The organism is Actinoallomurus sp. CA-150999, from assembly GCF_050942425.1.
In the GTDB taxonomy this organism is placed as follows: domain Bacteria; phylum Actinomycetota; class Actinomycetes; order Streptosporangiales; family Streptosporangiaceae; genus Actinoallomurus.
Genome location: NZ_CP192063.1, coordinates 450610 through 469897 on the forward strand (window position 1 = coordinate 450610; position 19288 = coordinate 469897).

At 72.5% G+C, this 19288-nt stretch carries 18 protein-coding genes; 10 read left to right on the forward strand and 8 right to left on the reverse strand.

The genetic code is table 11. From position 1 onward, the window contains the following. Window position 1: 1 nt before the first annotated feature. Both ACQP2O_RS02320 and ACQP2O_RS02325 read left to right on the forward strand, forming a co-directional pair. Complete coding sequence (locus ACQP2O_RS02320; protein ID WP_433179531.1) at window positions 2-1441, forward strand: DUF7059 domain-containing protein; 1440 nt, start codon at window positions 2-4, stop codon at window positions 1439-1441. Window positions 1442-1443: 2 nt separating this feature from the next. After that, a complete protein-coding gene (locus ACQP2O_RS02325; protein WP_433179532.1) occupies window positions 1444-2538 on the forward strand; it encodes a DUF711 family protein in 1095 nt (364 codons plus the stop codon). A 169-nt stretch (window positions 2539-2707) separates the two neighbouring features. Here the strand turns inward: ACQP2O_RS02325 and ACQP2O_RS02330 are convergent, their stop codons facing one another. Beyond that, window positions 2708-3598, reverse strand: a complete 891-nt coding sequence (locus tag ACQP2O_RS02330; protein WP_433179533.1) for an alpha/beta fold hydrolase — start codon at window positions 3596-3598, stop codon at window positions 2708-2710. 88 nt (window positions 3599-3686) lie between these two features. Here ACQP2O_RS02330 and ACQP2O_RS02335 point away from each other — a divergent pair, with 88 nt between their 5' ends. Together ACQP2O_RS02335 and ACQP2O_RS02340 are read left to right on the forward strand one after the other, a co-directional pair. Beyond that, on the forward strand, window positions 3687-4178 hold the full coding sequence (locus tag ACQP2O_RS02335; protein ID WP_433179535.1) for a DUF523 domain-containing protein: 492 nt from the start codon (window positions 3687-3689) through the stop codon (window positions 4176-4178). Between the two features lie 123 nt (window positions 4179-4301). After that, on the forward strand, window positions 4302-5969 hold the full coding sequence (locus tag ACQP2O_RS02340) for an MFS transporter (protein ID WP_433179536.1): 1668 nt from the start codon (window positions 4302-4304) through the stop codon (window positions 5967-5969). A 136-nt stretch (window positions 5970-6105) separates the two neighbouring features. Here the strand turns inward: ACQP2O_RS02340 and ACQP2O_RS02345 are convergent, their stop codons facing one another. Then, a complete protein-coding gene (locus ACQP2O_RS02345; protein ID WP_433179537.1) occupies window positions 6106-6747 on the reverse strand; it encodes a DUF1707 SHOCT-like domain-containing protein in 642 nt (213 codons plus the stop codon). Window positions 6748-6817: 70 nt separating this feature from the next. Between ACQP2O_RS02345 and ACQP2O_RS02350 the strand changes: the two genes are divergently transcribed. Further along, entirely contained in the window at window positions 6818-7534 is a 717-nt protein-coding gene (locus ACQP2O_RS02350) for a L,D-transpeptidase family protein (protein WP_433179538.1), read from the forward strand. 58 nt (window positions 7535-7592) lie between these two features. Next, a complete protein-coding gene (locus ACQP2O_RS02355) occupies window positions 7593-8360 on the forward strand; it encodes an arylamine N-acetyltransferase family protein (protein ID WP_433179539.1) in 768 nt (255 codons plus the stop codon). On the opposite strand, the gene ACQP2O_RS02360 is transcribed toward ACQP2O_RS02355, so the two are convergent. After that, window positions 8341-8820: an SRPBCC family protein gene (locus ACQP2O_RS02360; RefSeq protein ID WP_433179540.1), complete on the reverse strand. Its 480-nt coding sequence runs from the start codon at window positions 8818-8820 to the stop codon at window positions 8341-8343. The two genes, ACQP2O_RS02355 and ACQP2O_RS02360, sit on opposite strands and share 20 nt — an antisense overlap. A 164-nt stretch (window positions 8821-8984) precedes the next feature. On the opposite strand from ACQP2O_RS02360, the gene ACQP2O_RS02365 reads away from it, so the two are divergent. Then, a complete protein-coding gene (locus tag ACQP2O_RS02365; protein WP_433179541.1) occupies window positions 8985-10649 on the forward strand; it encodes a carboxylesterase/lipase family protein in 1665 nt (554 codons plus the stop codon). A 52-nt stretch (window positions 10650-10701) separates the two neighbouring features. Here the strand turns inward: ACQP2O_RS02365 and rodA are convergent, their stop codons facing one another. From rodA to ACQP2O_RS02385, 4 genes are all read right to left on the reverse strand, one after another. Then, window positions 10702-11889: a rod shape-determining protein RodA gene (rodA, locus tag ACQP2O_RS02370; RefSeq protein WP_433179542.1), complete on the reverse strand. Its 1188-nt coding sequence runs from the start codon at window positions 11887-11889 to the stop codon at window positions 10702-10704. A 225-nt stretch (window positions 11890-12114) separates the two neighbouring features. After that, window positions 12115-12699: a carbonic anhydrase gene (locus tag ACQP2O_RS02375; protein WP_433179543.1), complete on the reverse strand. Its 585-nt coding sequence runs from the start codon at window positions 12697-12699 to the stop codon at window positions 12115-12117. A gap of 99 nt (window positions 12700-12798) precedes the next feature. After that, window positions 12799-13191, reverse strand: coding sequence for a hypothetical protein (locus ACQP2O_RS02380; RefSeq protein ID WP_433179544.1), 393 nt, complete (start codon window positions 13189-13191; stop codon window positions 12799-12801). A gap of 304 nt (window positions 13192-13495) precedes the next feature. Continuing rightward, window positions 13496-14206: a DUF2231 domain-containing protein gene (locus tag ACQP2O_RS02385; RefSeq protein WP_433179545.1), complete on the reverse strand. Its 711-nt coding sequence runs from the start codon at window positions 14204-14206 to the stop codon at window positions 13496-13498. A gap of 167 nt (window positions 14207-14373) precedes the next feature. On the opposite strand from ACQP2O_RS02385, the gene ACQP2O_RS02390 reads away from it, so the two are divergent. Next, the gene (locus tag ACQP2O_RS02390) at window positions 14374-15096 is read left to right on the forward strand and encodes a phosphatase PAP2 family protein (RefSeq protein ID WP_433179546.1); all 723 of its coding nucleotides are present in this window, start codon (window positions 14374-14376) and stop codon (window positions 15094-15096) included. 272 nt (window positions 15097-15368) lie between these two features. Further along, window positions 15369-16142, forward strand: a complete 774-nt coding sequence (locus ACQP2O_RS02395) for a phosphatase PAP2 family protein (RefSeq protein ID WP_433179547.1) — start codon at window positions 15369-15371, stop codon at window positions 16140-16142. 207 nt (window positions 16143-16349) lie between these two features. Here the strand turns inward: ACQP2O_RS02395 and ACQP2O_RS02400 are convergent, their stop codons facing one another. Continuing rightward, window positions 16350-17864 carry an alpha/beta hydrolase gene (locus tag ACQP2O_RS02400; RefSeq protein WP_433190912.1) on the reverse strand — a complete coding sequence of 505 codons (1515 nt, stop codon included), beginning with the start codon at window positions 17862-17864 and terminating at the stop codon, window positions 16350-16352. A gap of 282 nt (window positions 17865-18146) precedes the next feature. Between ACQP2O_RS02400 and ACQP2O_RS02405 the strand changes: the two genes are divergently transcribed. After that, window positions 18147-19121, forward strand: coding sequence for an RCC1 domain-containing protein (locus ACQP2O_RS02405; protein WP_433179548.1), 975 nt, complete (start codon window positions 18147-18149; stop codon window positions 19119-19121). Window positions 19122-19288 lie beyond the last annotated feature (167 nt).

Genomic DNA, 19288 nt, shown 5'->3' on the forward strand with positions numbered 1-19288 from the left:
GATGTCCGTCGACCAGGGCGCCGCCGAGCGCGTGCGCGGGTTGTTCGAGCACGCCGACTACACCGTCGCCGGGGTCCGGCATCTGCTCGGCCCGGTCGCCGGGGCGGCGCTGGCCCGCGACGAGATCGTCCCAGCCCTGCGGGCCACCCGGGGCGGCACGACCCTGGAGACGCTCGTCCGGTTGTTCTGGGTTCAGGTGCCGGTTCCGGAGTCGGCCCTGCCGTTCGAGGACCTGGCCGCCCTCGGGCTGGTCGAGCGGTCGGGCGGAGAGATTCGCGCGCTCGTGCACGTCGAACCGGTGGAGTCCGCGTCCGGGGTGCCTGACGACCCACCGTCCGCCCGGGGCCACATCGTCTCCGACCTGGTGGCGCGGCCGGGCGGCGACCGGGTCCGCCCCGACCACGTCGTCGGCCAGGGCGGGGCGTCGGGAAACCTGGCGCAGTTGGTCCGCCGCGGCCCGGTGGGCGACGTCCTGGACCTGGGGACGGGATCCGGCGTGCAGGCGGTCCACCTCGCGGACCGGGCCGGGAGCATCACCGCGACCGACGTCAGCCGGCGCGCCCTCGACCTCGCCCGGCTGAGCTTCGCGCTGTCCGGGATCGAGGCCGAGCTCCTAAAAGGCTCGCTGTTCGAGCCCGTCGAGGGCCGGACGTTCGACCTCATCGTGTCCAACCCGCCGTTCGTGATCTCACCGGACCTCCGGTTCGAGTACCGCGAGTCCGGGCTGCCGGGCGACGAGCTCTGCCGGCGGCTGGTCCGGCGGGCACCGGCCCACCTCGCGCCGGACGGCTGGTGCCAGCTGCTCGCCAACTGGCTGCACGTGGAGGGCGAGGACTGGCGCGAACGCGTCGCGGACTGGATCGAGGGCGTCGACGGCTGGGTCGTCGAACGCGACGTCCAGGATCCCGCGGAGTACGCCGAGCTGTGGCTGCGCGACTCCCGGGACGCCGGTTCGGCGGAGTACCGGCGGCGCTACGACGCCTGGCTCGACTACTTCGAGGCGAACAAGGTCACCGGCATCGGCTTCGGCTGGATCACCCTGCACAACTCCGGCGGCGAGGACGTCCGGGTCGAGGAACTGCGGCACGCCGTCGACCAGCCGGTCGGCGCCTACGTCCGCGACGTCGTGCGCGCCCGGCCGCGGCTCACCCCGGCGACCACGCTGCGCACCGTGCCGGGCATCGTGCAGGAACAGATCGGCCCGCCCGGCGTGGAGGACCCCGAGCGGATCCTGCTCCGGCAGACGCGCGGGTTGCGCCGCGTCGCGCAGGTCGGCACGGTCGAGGCCGCGCTGGCCGGGGCCTGCGACGGCGACCTGCCCCTCGGCCCGCTGCTCGACGCGATCGCCCAGCTCACCGAGACCGAAACCGGAGCCGTACGGGACCGTGCCCTCGCGGTGCTGCCGGATCTCGTGGCCGACGGGTTCTTTGACATCATTTGAGCATGGTCCCGATCCGTACGCTCACGCTCGGGGTGCCCGAGCCGCACCCGTTGGCCGCGGACGTCGTCACGAAGGGCGCGGACGCGCTGCGCCGCGCGGAGGCGGTCTTCCGCGAGGCGGGCCACGAGGTGCAGACCCTCCGGCTGTCGACCCGCCCCGTGTTCGACGACATGACGCCGACCGTCGCGTACGCGCGTGACCTGCAGGCCGCGCTCGACGACGCCGGCCTGACATATTGCTCGCTCGGCCCCGTGACGTCGGGCGTCGAGGCGATCCCGGACCTGCTCATCGGGAACGACGCCCTGAACCTCACCGTCCGCCTCGACGGCAACACCTCGGCGGCCCGGCCCGCGGCGGAGGCGATGCTGCGGCTGGCGAACGAGACGGAGGAGGGCTTCGGCAACTTCCGGTTCGCGGCGCTGGCGTGCGTCCCGCCGGGCAGCCCGTTCTTCCCGGCCGCCTACCACGAGGGAGCGGCGAACCTCACGGTCGGCCTGCAGGGAGCGAGCATCGCGGTCGCCGCGGCCAAGGGTGGCCTCGACGGCCTGACCGAACGCCTCGCCGCGGCCCTCACCGAGGAGGCCGCCCCGGTCGTTCGCCTCGCCGAGCGGGTGGCGGCCGAGCTGGGGGTGCGGTTCGGCGGCATCGACCTGTCCCCGGCCCCGAACGGCGCGGACAGCATCGGCGCGGCGTTCGAGGAGATCACCGGGGAGTTCGGCGCGCCCGGCACGCTCGCCGTCGCCGCCGCGCTGACCGCCGGGCTGCGCAGCACCGGCCTGCCGACCTGCGGCTACAACGGGCTGATGCTGCCGGTGATGGAGGACGTCGTCCTCGCCCGGCGCTGGGAGGAGGGCCGGATCGGCCTGCACGACCTGCTGGCGTACTCCTCGGTCTGCGGCACCGGCCTGGACACCGTGCCGCTGCCGGGCGACTCCTCGCCCGACGCCCTCGCCCGGCTGCTCCTGGACGTCACCGCGCTGGCCGTACGCCTCGGCAAGCCGCTGTCCGCACGGCTGTTCCCGGTCCCGGGCACGCGCGCCGGCGACCGCACCGCCTTCACCTCGGAGTACCTGACGAACACCACGGCCCGCTGGTGACCACCGCCGCCCCGGCGGTGACCTGCGGGGCGTGCGGCCGCCCTCAGGTGGGGACGCCCGGCGGGCGTACGGCGAGCGGCGCCGCCAGGGGGCGGACGGCCTGCGGTCAGGCGGGGACGCCACGGCGGGCGCTCGGCGGACGGCGCCGCCCGGCGGGGTACGCCCGGGGTCAGGCCGTGACGCGCTGGATCGCTTCCAGGGTCGTGGCGACGTACGTGTCGGGGTCGGCGAGGAACACGTCGTGGTCGTCGTCGATCTCGAGCACCTCGGCGTCCAGCAGTCGCGCCATCTCGTACTGGTCGGCGGGCGGCACCGCGCGGTCCTGGGTCGTCACCACGACGGCGGTGGGCAGGCCGGCGACCAGGGGGGCGTGCGGGCGGAAGTCGAACTCGTACTCGGCCAGCATCGTGTCCACGATCGCGCGCGGATGCGCCCGTACGAGCTCGCGGCGCAGCCAGGGCCACAGCCGCTCGGTCTCCGCGCTGCGCTTGCGGGTGTCGCTGAAGTAGCGCAGCGGGGCGGAACGGCCGATGTCGAAACGCGTCAGCGGCCGGGCGGCCTTCAGCAGGGGCCGGGTCACCCGGTCGGCGGGGCTGTCGAAGCGCAGGGCCGTGGACTGCAGCACGAGACCGGCGACGCGGTCCGGGTGGCGCCGCGCGAGTTCGAGGCCCACCGGGCCGCCGAGGGAGAAGCCGCACACGACGACCTCCTCGATCCCCAGCACGTCCAGCAGAGCGGCATGGTCGTCCGCCGCCGCGTCGACACGGAACTTCCCCGGCCGGCTCGGCCCTCGCCCGTGCCCGTGGTGGTCCATCGCCACCAAGCCCCCGGACAGGTGCGGCATGAGATGGCAGAAGTTGACGTCGGCCGTGAGCGCCCAGCCGTGCAGGAGGAGGACGGGCGCCGGGCCCTCGACGACCCGTACGGTGACCTCGCCGCGCCGGGGCAGCTGGACGACGCGTGCGGGCGGGAGAGGAGGCTCGACGACGGCCTCATCGACTCTGCCGACCCTGCGGACGAAGGAGAGTCCCCGCCGGAGATCCGCCTGCATCGAACTCATGATCGCAAGCTTGGCAGAACCAGGTGACGACGAGGTATGAGACCGTGGTCACATCCGTGTATTCCTGGGTTGACCTACGCTGAACGTGATGGAACGCATCCTCGTCAGCGCCTGTCTCCTGGGCCGGCCGGTGCGGTACGACGGCACCGGCAAGCGCAGTGACCACCGCGTGTTCGCGCGGTGGCGGGCTGAGGGGCGTCTCGTGCCGGTCTGCCCCGAGGTGCGCGGCGGGCTGCCCGTGCCGCGCCCGCCCGCCGAGATCCGCGGCGGCCTCGGCGGTGACGTCCTGGACGGGCGGGCCCGGGTGGTGACCCCCGGCGGCGAGGACGTCACGGCCTACTTCCTCGAGGGCGCGCGGCAGGCCCTCGAGCAGGCGCGCGCGAATGGCGTGCGCATGGCGATCCTCAAGGAGAGCAGCCCGTCCTGCGGCGTCGGGCGGATCTACGACGGCACCTTCAGCGGCGCCGCCGTCCCGGGGGAGGGCGTGACGACCGCCCTGCTCGAACGCCATGGGATCGCGGTGTTCGCCGAGGACGCCATCGACGCCGCAGCCGCTCACCTGGCCGCACTCGAAGCCTGAGCCGCTCCCTCCACACCTCCCGACCGGATCCTGAGCCGGAAAACGCGATATGTCTTGACCTCGTTCAAGACGCGATATATCTTCTCGCAAAACGAGTAGAACTTGAATGGAGATGGAGGAGGCATGACCACGATCGACGGGTCCCGGGCCGGGACCGCCGCCACGACGGCGTACCGATGGCGCTGGGCCGCGCTCTTCGTCCTGCTGGCAGCCGAGGTCATGGACATGCTCGACGCCATGATCACGAGCATCGCGGCGCCGTCGATCCGGGCGGACATCGGAGGCGGCGTCAGCACGGTGCAGTGGCTGGGCGCCGCCTACACCCTCGCCATGGCGATCGGCCTGCTCACCGGCGGGCGGCTGGGCGACGTCGTCGGCCGCAAACGGATGTTCCTGATCGGTGCGCTCGGCTTCACGGCCGGCTCGCTGCTGTGCGCGCTGGCGCAGTCGCCGGAGACACTGGTCGCCTTCCGCGGGCTGCAGGGGCTGTTCGGGGCGGTCATGCTCCCGCAGGGCCTCGGCATGATCAAGGAGATGTTCGCCGAGGAGGAGATGTCCAAGGCGTTCAGCATGTTCGGCCCGGTCATGGGCCTGTCATCGGTCGGCGGGCCGATCCTCGCCGGCTGGCTGATCGACGCCGACTACTTCGGCACCGGCTGGCGGATGATCTTCCTCATCAACCTGCCGCTCGGGCTCCTGGCCTTCGTCGGTGGGCTGCGGTTCCTGCCCGAGTCCCGGTCGGCGAGACCGCCCAGGCTGGACCTCGTCGGCGTGGTGTTCGCCGGGGCGGCGTCCGTGCTCCTCGTCTATCCGCTGCTGCAGGGCCGCGAGCTCGGCTGGCCGGCGTGGACGTTCCTCATGCTCGCGGGCGGGGTCGCCGTCTTCGGCCTCTTCGGGTGGTACGAAGGCCGCAGGCAGCGCGCGGGCGGCGATCCGCTCATCGTGCCGAGCCTGTTCCGCAAGCGCGGCTTCACGGGCGGTCTGATCGTCGGGGTCGTGTTCTTCTCCGGGATCGCCGGGTTCTCGCTTGTCTTCAGCCTCTTCCTGCAGATCGGTCTCGGCTACTCGCCGCTGCGGGCGGGCCTGGCCACGGTGCCGTGGTCGGTCGGCGTCATCATCGGGTTCGGCGTCGTCCAGGCGGTCCAGCGGTTCGGTCGTCTGGTCATCCACGTCGGCGCCCTCGTCATGGCGCTCGGTGTCGTGGGCATCATCCTGACCCTGCGCCTGGCGGGCACCGATGTCAGCCCCTGGGAGCTCATCCCCGCTCTCATCGTGACCGGTACCGGCATGGGCCTGCTGATGGGGCCGTTCTTCGAGATCGTGCTCGCCGGGGTCGAGCAGCACGAGACCGGCTCGGCGTCCGGCGCGCTCACCTCCGTCCAGCAGCTCGGCAGCTCACTCGGCGTCGCCGTCCTCGGCACCATCTTCTTCGGCATCCTCGGCGGCCAGGTCGCCGCCGCGACGGACACCGTGGCGCCGAAGGCGCTCGCCGCGGCCGGGGTCTCCGGCCCGCAGCGGGACCGGCTCGTCACCGCGCTGCGCGACTGCGGCCACGACCGGGCGGTGGCCAAGGACGCGGAGTCCGTCCCGGCGTCCTGCCTCCGTGCCGAGGGGCAGGTGCGCGCGGCCGGCGTACCGGCGCAGCGGGCGTCCGCCGAGATCGGGCGGACGGCGCTGCGGAAGGGGTTCACCGAGGCGATGAAACTGACGCTGTGGGTGGAGGCCGGCCTGCTCGGCCTGACCTTCCTCGCGGTGTTCCTGCTGCCGAGGCGCGCGCGTCCGCAGGAGTGAGCCGTCGGTGCTCGGTGAAGGCCGCCGCGAAAGCGGGCGAGCCGCCGCGAAACGGCTGCTCGCGATGCCTTCACCGAGCACCGCGTAGGGCTTCGGTCGTCGAAGCGGCCGTGTCGGATCCGCTTCGACCCGGGGCTCAGTCCTCGATGGAACGGCGTCCGGCGTCGCGTTCCTCCAGATCGCGGCGCCGCCGCTCGGCGTCGGTCGCCTTGCGCGTCACGCCGACCCCGCCCCAGAACGCGAACCCGGTGATGATGATCTTCGGTGCCCCCGGGGCGCCCACGCCGCTCGCGCGGTGGTCGAAGCCGCCCATGATGCCGATGCCGTTCACGTGGACCTCGGCGTCCTCCGGGACGATGATCTCCATGCCGCCCATCACGGCGAACGCCCGGATCGTCACCTGCCGGGACTCGAACCGCGCCTCGCGCAGGTCCAGCTGCCCGCCGCCCCAGAACGCGATGGCGGTGAGGTCTTCCGGGACGACCCAGGCGCCCTTGCGCTGGAAGCCGCTCATGATCCCGAGGAACGTCCGCGTTCCGGGCGTGCCGCCGAACCGGTCGCCCTGGGCGACGGCCGGCCGAGTCGCGGGTTCGGGCAGGTCGCGGGTGATGGGCTCCAGTTCGCCGTACGTCTTCGCCGCGTAGACTGCCGTGAGACGTTCGTCGAGTTCATCGAGGCCTAGTCGGCCTTCTCCTGCCGCCTCCCGCAGGATCGCGGCCACTTGGTCGCGCTCGGCGTCGGAGATGCGCATTTCGCGCCGCTCCGGAAGATTCGTCATGACCACACCCTAGATCGCCCGCTCGCAGATCCGTAGGCTTGCCGCTGGCAACCACGCTGGGGGATTTCTCGTGAAAAAGCAACGAACCGCCGTTCTCGCGTCGATCGCCCTCGCGGGCGGGGCCGCGCTCACCGCTCTCGCGCCCGTCGCCGCGCAGGCCGCCACCTTCAACCCGTGCTCGGCCGCGAACCACGGCAGGCTGAAGTACCCCACCGGGTCGGCCAAGCACGTGGTGTTCGCGATCTCCCCCGCGTACTCCTCGAACCACGTCGTGGTCACCGAGTGCGTCAAGCAGGGGAAGTCCTGGAAGAAGGTCAGCGCCACCACGGGGCGCGCGGGGACGAAGGCCTTCGCCCGGCCGGGTGCCAAGCGGGAGGGCGACGGCAAGTCGCCGACCGGCTCCTTCGCGCTCACCGAGGCGTTCGGCCTCGGAAACCCCGGCACCAAGCTGAAGTACCGCACGCTGCGCAGCAGCGGCGACTGCTGGGGATCGACGCCGGGCAAGAGCCACTACAACGACTACTACTCGGCGTCCCCGTGCCGCTCGACGGACGAGGACCTGTCGGCCACCGCGCGCCGCGGGCCGTACCACCAGGCGGTCGTGATCAACTACAACCGGCCCCACCCCAAGTCGGGGTACGGTTCGGCGATCTTCTTCCACGTCGGCGGCGTCACCCCGACCGCGGGATGCATCTCGATCAAGGAGCCGCAGCTGCGCGCCGTCATGCGCACCCTCGTCCCCAACGACCGGATGATCATGGGTCCGAAGAGCGCCCTCTTCCGCTGAAAGGCCTACGACCCACGGCCGATGGCGGGCCGCCGTCTCGCCGTGGATGAATGAGGGCATGGACGAAACCCGGCTGAAGGGCTACCTGGCGCGCATCGGCGCGGAGCGGCCCGCGCGGCCCGACGCCGCGGCACTGCGCGACCTGCACCTGCGCCACCTGCGCACCGTGCCGTTCGAGAACCTCGCCATCCACCTGAGTGAGGACATCGTCCTCGACGAGGACGCCCTGGTCGCCAAGGTCGTCGACCGGCGCCGGGGCGGGTTCTGCTACGAACTGAACGGGGCGTTCGGGGCGTTGCTGTCGGGGCTCGGCTACGACGTCACCCTGCTGGCCGCGCGGGTGTTCGGCGATGACGGCCTCGGCATCCCGTACGACCACATGGCGTTGCGGGTCGGGCCCTGGCTGGCCGACGTCGGGTTCGGCAGCCACTCCCACCACCCCCTGCGGATCGACGAGCGCGGCGACCAGGCGGATCCGGCAGGCGTCTTCCGGATCGTCGACACCTCCGACGGCGACCTCGACGTGCTGCAGAACGGCAGGCCGGTGTACCGCCTGGAGACGCGCCCGCGCACGCTCCGGGACTTCGTCGCGGGCTGCTGGTGGCACCGGACGTCACCGGAGTCGCACTTCACCCGGTCCCTCGTGTGCTCGATGCTCACCGAGACGGGCCGGATCACGCTCAGCGGCCGCACCCTCACCCGTACGGCCGGCGAGGAGCGCACGAAACGGGAGCTCGGCGACGACGCCGAGGTGCTCGCCGCCTACCGCACCCACTTCGGCATCGAGCTCGACCGCGTCCCCGAGATCAGGAGCCCGGTGTCCTGAGCGCGTCCTGACGCTCGGCCGCCCGTACGAGCCGGCGGGTCAGGGAGCGGACGATCACCAGCATCACCCGCTCCGCCAGCGGGCCGGAGCCGGGGATCAGCTCGGTGAACGTCCCCTGCCAGACGACGTCCGTGCCGCCGCCGTCGCGGGGCTCGAACCGCACCTCCGCCCGGTAGTCGCGGACCGGCATCGGCGTGCGCATGGCGTAGCCGTGCAACCGGTCCTGCTCGTAGGCGATCGTCTCCTCGCGGACCACGACCGGCCACAGGCCGAGGCGCCGGACCGCGCCGATCCCCCCGGGCGGCGGGTCGCCCTGCCGCTCCCACCACGACCGGGGCGCGAACAGGCCGGCCCACTCCGACCAGCGGGCGCCGTCCGCCGCCAGCCGGAAGAGTGTCGCGGCATCCGCCCGGCTGTGCGCCGTCGCTCTGACCGAGAACCTTCGCTCGTCGCGCGCCATACCGACCTCCCGGGGTGTCGCCCCCCACGATCTCGCGACACGCCGTCGCACACCAGGGCGTGTCCGATGTGTCCCTGCCCACCCGGGGCCCGCTGACAGGGCGGCGGGCCGGCTGTCAGCGGATGGTCCATGGCCGGTCAGCGCCGTCGCCCAGTCTTCCGAGCATGACGACGAACGAGAACATGCGGAACGCGGCCAGGATCGGGATCGCGGCATCGGCCGGCGTGCTGGCCGCGGCGCTCACGGCGGCCCCGGCCCTGGCCGCCGGGAGCCCGCGGACGGCGGAGGACGGACGGCTCGTGACCACGACGTCCGGTCCGGTGCTGGGTACGGTCGGATCGGACGTGCGGGAGTTCTCCGGCATCCCGTACGCGGCGCCCCCGGTCGGCGCGCTGCGGTGGACGCCGCCTCGGCCGGCGACCCCCTGGTCCCAGCCCAGGGACGCGACGAAGCCCGGCCCGGTGTGCGCGCAGGGCCCGTACAACAAGCCGGTGGGCAGCACGGTCAGCGAGGACTGCCTGACCCTCAACGTCACCGCGCCGCGCGACGCCTCGGCGGCCCGCAAGAAGCCGGTGATGGTGTTCCTGCACGGCGGTGACCTGACGACGGGGTCGGGAAGCCAGTTCGAGCCGCGCCGGATGGCGGCGCGGGGCGACGCCGTGGTGGTCACGGTCAACTACCGGCTCGGGATCTTCGGGTTCTTCGGCCACGCGGGGCTGCCCGGGTCGGGCACGTTCGGGCTGCAGGACCAGCAGGCGGCGCTGCGCTGGATCCGGCGGAACGCCGCCGCCTTCGGCGGAGACGCCCGCGACGTCACGCTCTTCGGCCAGTCCGCCGGAGCGAAGAGCACGTGCGCGCAGCTGACTTCGCCGGCCGCGAAGGGGCTGTTCGGCAAGGTCATCATCCAGAGCGCGAGCTGCGGCAGCTTCACCCCGACCCTCTACCCGGGACAGCCGGCTCCGACGACGACGGATTCGACCAAGTGGCGGTCGCTCACGGAGGTCGACGCGCAGGGCGGCGCGCTGGCCAAGACGCTGGGCTGCGAGGGCCAGGCGGACGCGATCGCCTGCCTGCGCGGACTCGGCACGGACCGGCTCCTGGCGCACACCGAGGAGTTCGGCAGCGCGGCGTACGGCACGCCGACCCTGCCGGAGGATCCGGAGGCGGCCATCCGCGCCGGGAGGTTCACCAAGGTGCCGGTCGTCATCGGCCACACCCGCGACGAGGGGCGCATGGTCACCGCCGCCCTGGTCAACCCGGCGATCGGCGGAACGCCGATGACCGAGCAGCGGTACGTCGAGCTCACCGACCAGGCGTACGGGGCGCGGGCGGCCGAGGTGCGCCGCCACTACCCGCCGTCCGCCTACACCGCCGCGGGTGCCCAGTGGGCGCCGGCGCTGGCCTGGGCGGCGATCGAGACCGACCGGACCACCGTCTGCCCGGTCCTGCGTGACGCGGACGCCATCGCGCGCCGTACGCCGGTGCACGCCTACGAGTTCGCCGACCCGGACGCGCCGACCTGGACGGCCTTCCCCGCCGGATTCCCGGCCGGTGCCTCGCACATCTCCGACCTGACCCTCCTGTTCGACGTGAACCGGCCGGACGGCACCCCGGTCACCCTGTCCGCCGCCCAGCGGAGGCTCGCGGCGACGATGATCGGCTACTGGACGGCCTTCGCCCACGGCGGCACGCCGGTCGCCGACGGCGCCCCCGGCTGGGCCCCGTACGCGCCGGGCGCCCGTCACGTCCAGACGCTGGCACCGGCCCGCATCGGCGGGGTCGACGACGCCACCGAGCACCAGTGCGCCTTCTGGAAGAACGCCCGCTAGGACACCGGCCACGGCCCTGGTCTCCGCGGAGGGCAGGGCCGTACGGCGTGGGTCAGCCGAACCGCCGCTGTCGCAGGTGCACGGCCTCGAGCAGGCCGAAGGCGATCATGTTGGCGAGTGTCGCCGACCCGCCGTAGGAGATGTACGGGAGGGGCACTCCCGTGATCGGCATGATGCCGATCGTCATGCCGATGTTCTCGAAGGTCTGGAACGCCAGCCAGGACACGACGCCGGTCGCGACGAGCATCCCGAAGCCGTTCGCGCACAGGGCGGCGATGCGCAGGCCGCGCCAGAGCACGACGCCGACGAGGACGACGATCAGCGCCGAGCCCAGGAAACCGAGTTCTTCGCCGGCGACCGTGAAGATGAAGTCCGTGTGCTGCTCGGGGACGAAGTGGCCGCCGGTCTGCTGCCCTCGGAACAGCCCCTGACCGGTCAGCCCGCCCGAACCGACGGCGATCCGGGCCTGCGCGGCGTTGTAACCGGCGCCCTTGGGGTCGGCGGCCGGGTCGGCGAAGGCGATGAACCGGTTGATCTGGTACGGCTTGAGCAGGTGGAACCGCCACGCGGCGATCCCGCCGCCCACGGCTCCGCCGACCAAGGCCAGCAGCCAGCGCTTGGGCGCCCCCGACACCGCCACCATCGCCAGGACGACGACGGCGAGGACCATGGTCGTCCCGAGGTCCGGCTGCATCATGATCAACGCGGCGAGCAGCCCGGCGAGGGCGAGGGCCGCCACGATGTCGCGCGTGTCGGGCGCGGTCTGGGCGTCGCGCGGCTCCCCGAGCAGCACGGCGAGCACCACCACGAGCCCGACCTTGGCGAACTCCGACGGCTGGAGCTGGAACCCGCCGCCCAACTCGATCCAGGAGTGATGCCCCTTGATCGTCGAGCCGAGCGGGGTCAGGACGAGGATCAGCCCGATGCAGGACAGGCCGTAGAGGATCGGGGCGTACGCGCGGACGAGCCGGTAGTCCAGCGCCGCGACCAGCGCGGCCAGCCCCAGGCCGATCGCCACCGTCAGCAGGTGCTTCTTCAGGAAGCTCTGCGGGTCGCGGCCGGCGCTCAGCAGGGCCGGGCGGGTCGCCGACCACACCAGGAGCGTGCCGATCAACGTCAGCATGACCACGGCGCTGACCAGCACCCAGTCGATCCGGCGCAGCGGCGACTCGTGGGCGGCCAGCCGGCGCAGCAGTGGACGCCGCGTCGCCGTCGTCACCGAGTTGTGGATCCCGAACATGGCACCCCCCGCCCGCCCCCCGACGGGCCCCGACCGTCGGCGGCCGGGGCCCACCGGCGCGGTGGGCCCCGGGCTGCCCGGCCCTTCCCCGGCGAGCCGGACGGCCGGGCGGGAGCCGAGTCCACCGATGGCGTCTCTCCGTAACTGATCCGTTACGCTACGAGCATACCCTCGGGTGGCGCGAACGCCGCTGAGGTGGAAGGGAGTGAGCGCGCGGCCCCCGGATCACAGGGGCACGAAGGTGCCCGTGTCCGGAGCGTGCCGCCACACCGCGCCGGTCTCGACGTCGAAGAACCAGCCGTGCAGTCGCAGGGTGCCGTTGGTCAGGCGCCGCGCCACCCACGGATAGCGCCGGAGCTTGTCCAGTTGGGCGACGAGGTGGGAACGCCCCGGATCCTCCTGGGCCCGTTCGGGGATCCCGCGCCACCGGTGCGTGTGCAACAGCCAGAATCGCGTGGTCGGGGCCTGGCGGAGGACTCGACCACTGGTACGGCCGCGCACCGCGCCGCACCGGGTGTGGCCGCACACGATGAGGTCCGGGATGCCGAGGACCACCACGGCGTACTCGAGGGTGGCCGCCTCCGCGGTCAGCCGCCCCAGCCGGTGGGGCGGGATGACGTTCCCCGCCGTCCGGAGCTCGAACAGGTCCCCCGGGGTGGAGCCGGTCAGCAGCGCCGGGACCACGCGGGCGTCGGAGCAGGAGACGAAGATCGCCTGCGGCCTGCTGCCGGGCTGTGGCGGGGAGAACGGTCCCCGCCGCGTGGCGACCTGCTGGTGGAAACTGCGGGCATGGTCGATCAGTGACTGCACGGTGTGTCCTTCGCGCTGATGACGGGTGAGGTGACCGGAGCTCCCGTCGCGCGCGACCGGCGATCGGCCGTCGTCGCGCGTGTACGGGAGGACCGCCGATCAGCAGCGGAAGACCTGCAGGCGGGCCGGTGCGGCATCGGTGACGAGCCGGGCCGACCGCGCGATCCGGTGGGGCGCGGCCGACCGCGCGGCCGGGTTCGCCTCGGTGAACGGCCCGGAGCAGCCTCGGGGCGTCTGGTCACCGTGGCCGGAGGGTGGCGCGGGCAGGCGGTGCAGGGTGGCGTCGCAGTGGCCCCACGGAACGGGCCGGCCTCCGTCGCCGGGGTCGGAGCGCAGGTGATGCGCCGACCGGGCGACCTGGCAGAGGCCGAGAGCCGGCCGATCGGCCCGGAGGGACACGAGCGCGCCCCCCGAGTGAACGCCGTGCGGAGACGTGCCGTGCAGGAGGAGGACGACGGTCACGGTGAGCGCCCACAGGATGACGGCCGCCACGCGTGCCGTCCGGAGCGCACCGTCCCCCGCTCGCCGCCTCCGGGCCAACCCGGCTCCAATCAATTACCAAGAGTGGTCAATCGATGACTCTATGTTGCCACTGTCGTCACGGGTCTACACACGTGGCGACGCAGAGGTGTCGGCGCGGCTAGGGCCTGTCTCGAAGTCGCCGCGCAGTAGGACAGCGGACTTCGAGACAGGCCCTTGGGCACACCGCTCGTACCGCGCTCGCGATCCGGGCGCTGACGCGCCGAGGACCGGGCCGGTCGGTGCGGCCCGGTCCTCGGCGTTCGATCTCCGGAGGTCACGACCCGGGACGGGGCGCTCCTCCCGCGGGCCGCGCGTCACCGCCGTGCCAGGTCATCTCCGCGCCGAGGTGGCCGGTGCGCACCACCCAGATCGCGGACACGATCGCCAGCACGACGGCGACGGCCGCCACCACGGTGCCGATCGCGGGGCGGGCCAGGAGGCCCTCCGACGTGACCGCGCGGTACCGCGCGAGGATGACCAGGGCGACCAGCACGAGGGTGAGCAGGGGCACGAGCATGCGCAGCTCCCCGCCGAGGTCCGCGTGCCGCTCCAGCAGCGAGGCCTCGCCGCCACCGCCCTGGGGTGCACCGCCGCCCTGGGGCGCGCGAGCGGCGCCGCCGCCGAGCTGCTTCATCCGCGCCATCCGCTCGTCGCGCAGCTTCTCGCCGGCGCCGGCGGTGAGGATGGTCGCCGCCATCGTCACGATGGCGAAGACCCCCGCCGCGAGCCCGTACCGCACCCGCCAGACCGGGCGGACCGCGAGGGCGATCACGACGCCCGCCAGGATGGGGACGAGCACCACGGGGATGTGCAGGAGCAGCGCGTGGGCGGGCAGCCCGAAGGCGGTCGACAGCTCGATCGGGGCGGCGGCGACCGCCACCACGATGGTCGCCACCAACAGGAGGACAGAGGGGTCCGAGCGGAAGAACGGCCGCGCGGGTGGTCCCGCGGTGGCGTCGGACTCGGACAGCGCCGTTTCGGTCATGGCCGGTGAACGTATTGGCGATGCCGCCACATTCGCTGAGAGGAATCTATGAATCCCTTCTGAACGCCGAGCCCGCCGCGCATGCCGTCGATCAGTCGCGCCGTGTGCCGCGTCTACCGCACACCGCGCCGACCGCGGCGATAACGTGTCTTGATCATGAAGGCGCGGTGAACGCCGCGAAGCGGATGGAAGGACGGGGTGTGTCGAGCCGGGGGAAGATCACGGGTGGCGTCCTGCTCCTGGTGGCCGTGGCCGCCTTGGGCCTGATCGCGAAGACGTCCACCTCGACCCGCGCCGACATCCGGCTCGACGAGCATCTCGCCACGCTGCGAACGCCACTCTTCACCCTGGTCGCCAAGGCGGCCACACTCGCCGCTCAGGCGGAGGTGGGTCTCGTCGCCGCGGTCGTCGTGCCCGCGGTGCTGTGGCTGCTCCGGCGTCGCCGCGACGCGCTGCTGACCGCCTGCGTGATGGTCGGGGCGTTGGCGATCGCCTTCGCGGTGAAGACCCTGGTCGCCGAGCACCGGCCGCCGAGGCGGTTGTGGCTCATCCCGCCGGACAACGCGATGAGCTTTCCGAGCGGGCACACCACCGTCGCCGCCGCCGCGGCGCTGCTGCTGGGCATGCTCGTGCGCGGCGGACTGCGGCCCGTGGCGATGGTGGCCGGAGTGATCTTCGCGGGCGTCGTGGCGATCGCCCGCATGTACCTCGGCGTCCACTACCTGCTCGACGTCGTCGGCGGGTGCCTGGCGGCGGTGAGCGCCGCGCTGCTGGTCTCCGGCTTCCTCGATCTGCCGCGCATCCGGCGCGGCCTGGAGGATGTAGGAACCCCCGCCGCCGGACGGCACCACGCCGGCCGTACGTCTCGGGTCGACACCGGACCGCGCTGAGCCTGCACCGTACGCTGCGCGTCCTGACCGAGCGTCGTCTCCGTACGCTCCGTGCCCTGGCCGGGCGCTGGCCCTGTGCGCTTCGTGTCCTGACCGAGCGTCGTCCCCGTACGCTTCGTGTCCTGGCCGGGCGCTGGCCCTGTATACCTTCCGCCGGGCGGGGCCGAGCGTGACGGCTCGTCGGCGGGCGACGCCGAGGCCGCGCCGTACGTTGCTCTTCAGGAGGACCGAGTGCCGCGGTACGGCGGGAGACCGGAGGGTAGGGCTCGGACATGTGGCCGGAAAGTGTGCGCCGGTGGACGCGCCGACGGTTCAGCCCTGACGGGCGGCTCGGCCTGCGGCTGACGCTGGCCTGCGCCGCCGTCTTCCTCGTCGCGGTGCCCTTCGTCGTCCTGCTGGCCCTGGTGAACGCCCGGTGGGCGCCGCTGCGGCACCTCGACGATGTCGCCACCGTCGACACGAACACCTTCGTCCTGCGGCACCGGGCGCTGGCCGGGCCGTTGCGGGCCACCGCGTACGTCTTCCACCCCTGGGTGTTCCGCGTGATCGTCCTGGCGCTGGCGGCATGGCTGCTCTTCCGGGGCGCGCGACGTCTCGCCGCGTTGGCCGTCGTGAACGTGCTGGTGGCCGGTGTACTGTCCGCGGGGCTCAAGACGGCCGTCGGGCGGCCGCGTCCCACGCTGCTCAGCCCGATCGCGCACGCCGGCGGGGCGTCGTTCCCGTCGGGGCACGCGCTGATGACGGTGGTGGGCACCGCGACGATCGTGCTCATCGTGCTGCCGGTCCTGCGCGGCGTCTGGCGTGCGGTCGCCTGGACGGCCGCCGCGGTGCTCAGCGTGGTCTCCGGGATGTGCCGCGTGCTGCTCGGCGTGCACTACGTCAGCGACGTCGTCGCCGGCTGGATCCTCGGCGTCGCGATCGTGCTGGCCACCACGGCGGTGTTCGAGGCGTGGCGGCGAGGCGAGGGCCGGCACCCGGCCGACCCGCTCCGCGAGGGCGCCGGCCCCGAGGCGAGAGCCTCGATCGCGGGCGACGACCACGCCTGATCCGCCGCGGGCGATGATGAGGTCCGGTCCGCCACGGGTGATGATGAGGCCCGGTCCGCCGTGGGCGACGACCAGGGCTCGGCCCGCCACGCGCGACGACCAAGGAGGGCCGTCTTTGGGTGAGAGCCGCTCTCGTCCAAGAGCCGTCCTCGGATGCGACGAGACCCCGGGCGGCGTCCGGCCGGGGTCTCTCATCGATGCCTCGTGTTACGAGTGGACCGGCCGCGAGGGCTCCTCGGCGGCCTTCGTCGTCGGCGTGGTGCCGGTGGGCCAGACGGCCGCGCAGTGCGTGCCTGCGGCGGGGAGCTTCAGCGAGGTCAGGTACGTCTCGATGTAGCCCTTCGCGCAGGGGCTGTTGCGGTAGTCGCCGTGTCCGACCCCGTCGTACTGCAGGAGCCGGGCACTCGGGATCTGCTTCGCCACCGTCGTGCTCCACACGTGCGGCGTGGCCACGTCGTACTTGCTCGCCGTGACCAGGATGGACGTCCCGGCCTTGACCGACAGGCGGTGCTGCGGGTTCGTCACCTTCGACGGCCAGCCGAGGCAGCTCGTGATGTCGCTCCAGAACTGCGACATGCGCGTGTGCGGCGCGATCTTCGCCAGGTTCTTCCGGTAGCGCTGCAGCTCGGTGAAGCCGCTCACCTGCCACTTCCAGTCCTGGCACCAGATGGCCTGGTAGGAGTTCTCGCCCAGGTCCGCGTGGGCGGGCCGGGCCGGCGAGGAGAGCGTACGGGCGGTGGCCTTGCCGTTCGCGAGGGACGCCAGCTTCGTGGCCAGTGCCGCCCAGCGCTCGCCCGGCCGGTACATCGGGCTGAACGCGATCTCGCGCAGCCCGTTGGCATCGATCGCCTTGCCGTTCGACGGGTCGGTCAGCGTGCCCTTCTCGGCCTTGGCGTACAGGCCGTCCCACACGGCCCGGACGTTCTGGCCGTGCAGCGCGCAGCCGCTCGTACGGGCGCACCAGTCGGCGAAGGAGTTGAACGACGACTCGAAGTCACGCGTCGCGGTCTCCAGGTACCGGTACGCCGACGTGATGCTGTGGTCCATGTTGGAGTCGATCGTCATCGCGCGGATGCGGCTGGGGAACAGCTCGGCGTACTGCTGGCCGATCTGTGTCCCGTACGACCCTCCGAAGTAACTGATCTTCTTCTCGCCGAGCGCCGCGCGGATGGCGTCCATGTCCCGGATGGTGCTGACCGTGTCGACGTGGTCGAACAGCGGTCCGGTGTTGGCGCGGCAGTCGGCACCGAGTTTCGCGTTGTACGCCAGCAGGCTCTTGTACTCGGCCTGCGTGCTCGGGAAGTCGGTCGGCGCCTTGTCGAGCAGGTCCTGGCTGCACTGGACCGGGTGGCTGCGCGAGACGCCACGCGGGTCCCAGCTGACGATGTCGAACCGCTGCCGCAGGACGCTGTCGTCCGTGATGCCCCGGCCGATGATGTACGAGTCGATGCCGGAGACGCCCGGCCCGCCGGGGTTGACGAGCAGGATGCCGATCCGGTGTTTCGGGTCGAGGGCGGGCAGCCGGCCGACCGCCAGGTCGAACGTCGCGCCCTTCGGCTTCGCCCAGTCGACGGGCACCTTGATCGTCGTGCAGTCGGATTTCTGCGTGCCGCCGCAGTCGTGCCACGACAGGCTCGCCGGCTTCGAGGCCGCGCCGGCGGTCGCGGGGGCGGCGACCATGGCCGTGGCACCGGCGATCAGGGCGGCCAGCGCCGCCGTCATTCTTCGCACCCGTACGTCTCCTGGAAGTGGGGGGCAACAGCGCCGTCAGACGAGACGGCGTGATCATGACAAAGATGATCTTAATGAGATCGCCGACAAGCAGGGACGAGACGGACCTTTCGCCCGGTGGGTCGCGGGGCTGCCCGACATTCCCTTTCCGGCTGCTGACGTTGTCGTGACCGGAATCGATCGTGTCTCTCGGTGATCGCACGAGAGCATTGGGTGCGGATCTGTCATCCGTCGCATCCACCATGCGGCCGGTCTCGTAGGAGCCTGATCGTCATGTGGCCGAGAACATGGACACCAGGGCGGCGTGCGGTGGTCGCGGCCGTGACCCTGCTGACCTGTGCCGCCCCCGGCTCGGCGTTGGCCGGGCCGTCACTCCCGGATCGGCCGATGCCGATCCCGCCCGTCCGGGTCCACGGCATCACCGCGATCTCCGCCGGCGTCGACTTCGCGCTGGCGCTGCGCACCGACGGCACGCTCGCCAGTTGGGGCAGGGACAACTTCGGGCAGGTCAGCTTCGCGCGCCGGTTGCGCGGCATCACGGCGATCTCCGCGGGGAACGACTTCGCCCTCGCGTTGCGTACGGACGGCACCGTCGTCGGCTGGGGGCGTGATGAGTTCGGTCAGGCGAGCCCGCCGCGCTGGCTGCGCGGCGTCCGGGGGATCTCGGCCGGCGGCGACTGGTCCATGGCGGTCAAGTGGGACGGCACCGTGGTGGCGTGGGGTAGCGACACCTTCCGGAAGGTGAGCTCGGCGAACCGTCTCTCCGGAATCACCGCCGTGACCGCCGGCGGAGACTTCGGCCTCGCGCTGCGCACCGACGGCACCGTGGTCGGCGTCGGCAGCGACGCGTTCGGTAAATCCAGCCTGGCGCGTTTCGTGCGCGGAGCCATCGCCATCACCAAGGGCACCAACTTCGGCCTCGCCCTCCTGGCTGACGGCACTCTCGTGGGCTGGGGCAGCGACGATTTCCGCCAGGTCACCCTCGCCCGGCGGGTCTTCGGGATCCGGGGGGTCTCCGCCAGCGCCGCGTTCGTCGACGCGGTGCGCTGGGACGGCACCGTGGTCGGCTGGGGTAACGACGAGTTCGGTCAGGCGAGTCCGCCGCGCTGGCTGCGCGGCATCACCGCGATCTCCACGGGCAACGACTTCGCGCTCGCCCTGCGGGCCGACGGCACCGTCGTCGAGTTCGGCCACGTCGTGCTGCCTCGCCGTGCGGGGGACGGCTCGGTCGTGATCTCGGGCACGTGAGACGCGGCCGCCGCGGCGGCAGGCGACGGCGGGGCCTGACGACGGACGATCCTCGCGACAAGCGGGGATGAGACGGACCTTTCGCCGGTGGGCGGGTCGACTCACGACGTTCCCTTTCCGGTTGCTGACGTTGTCGTGACCGGAATCGATCGTTGCTCTCGGTGCTC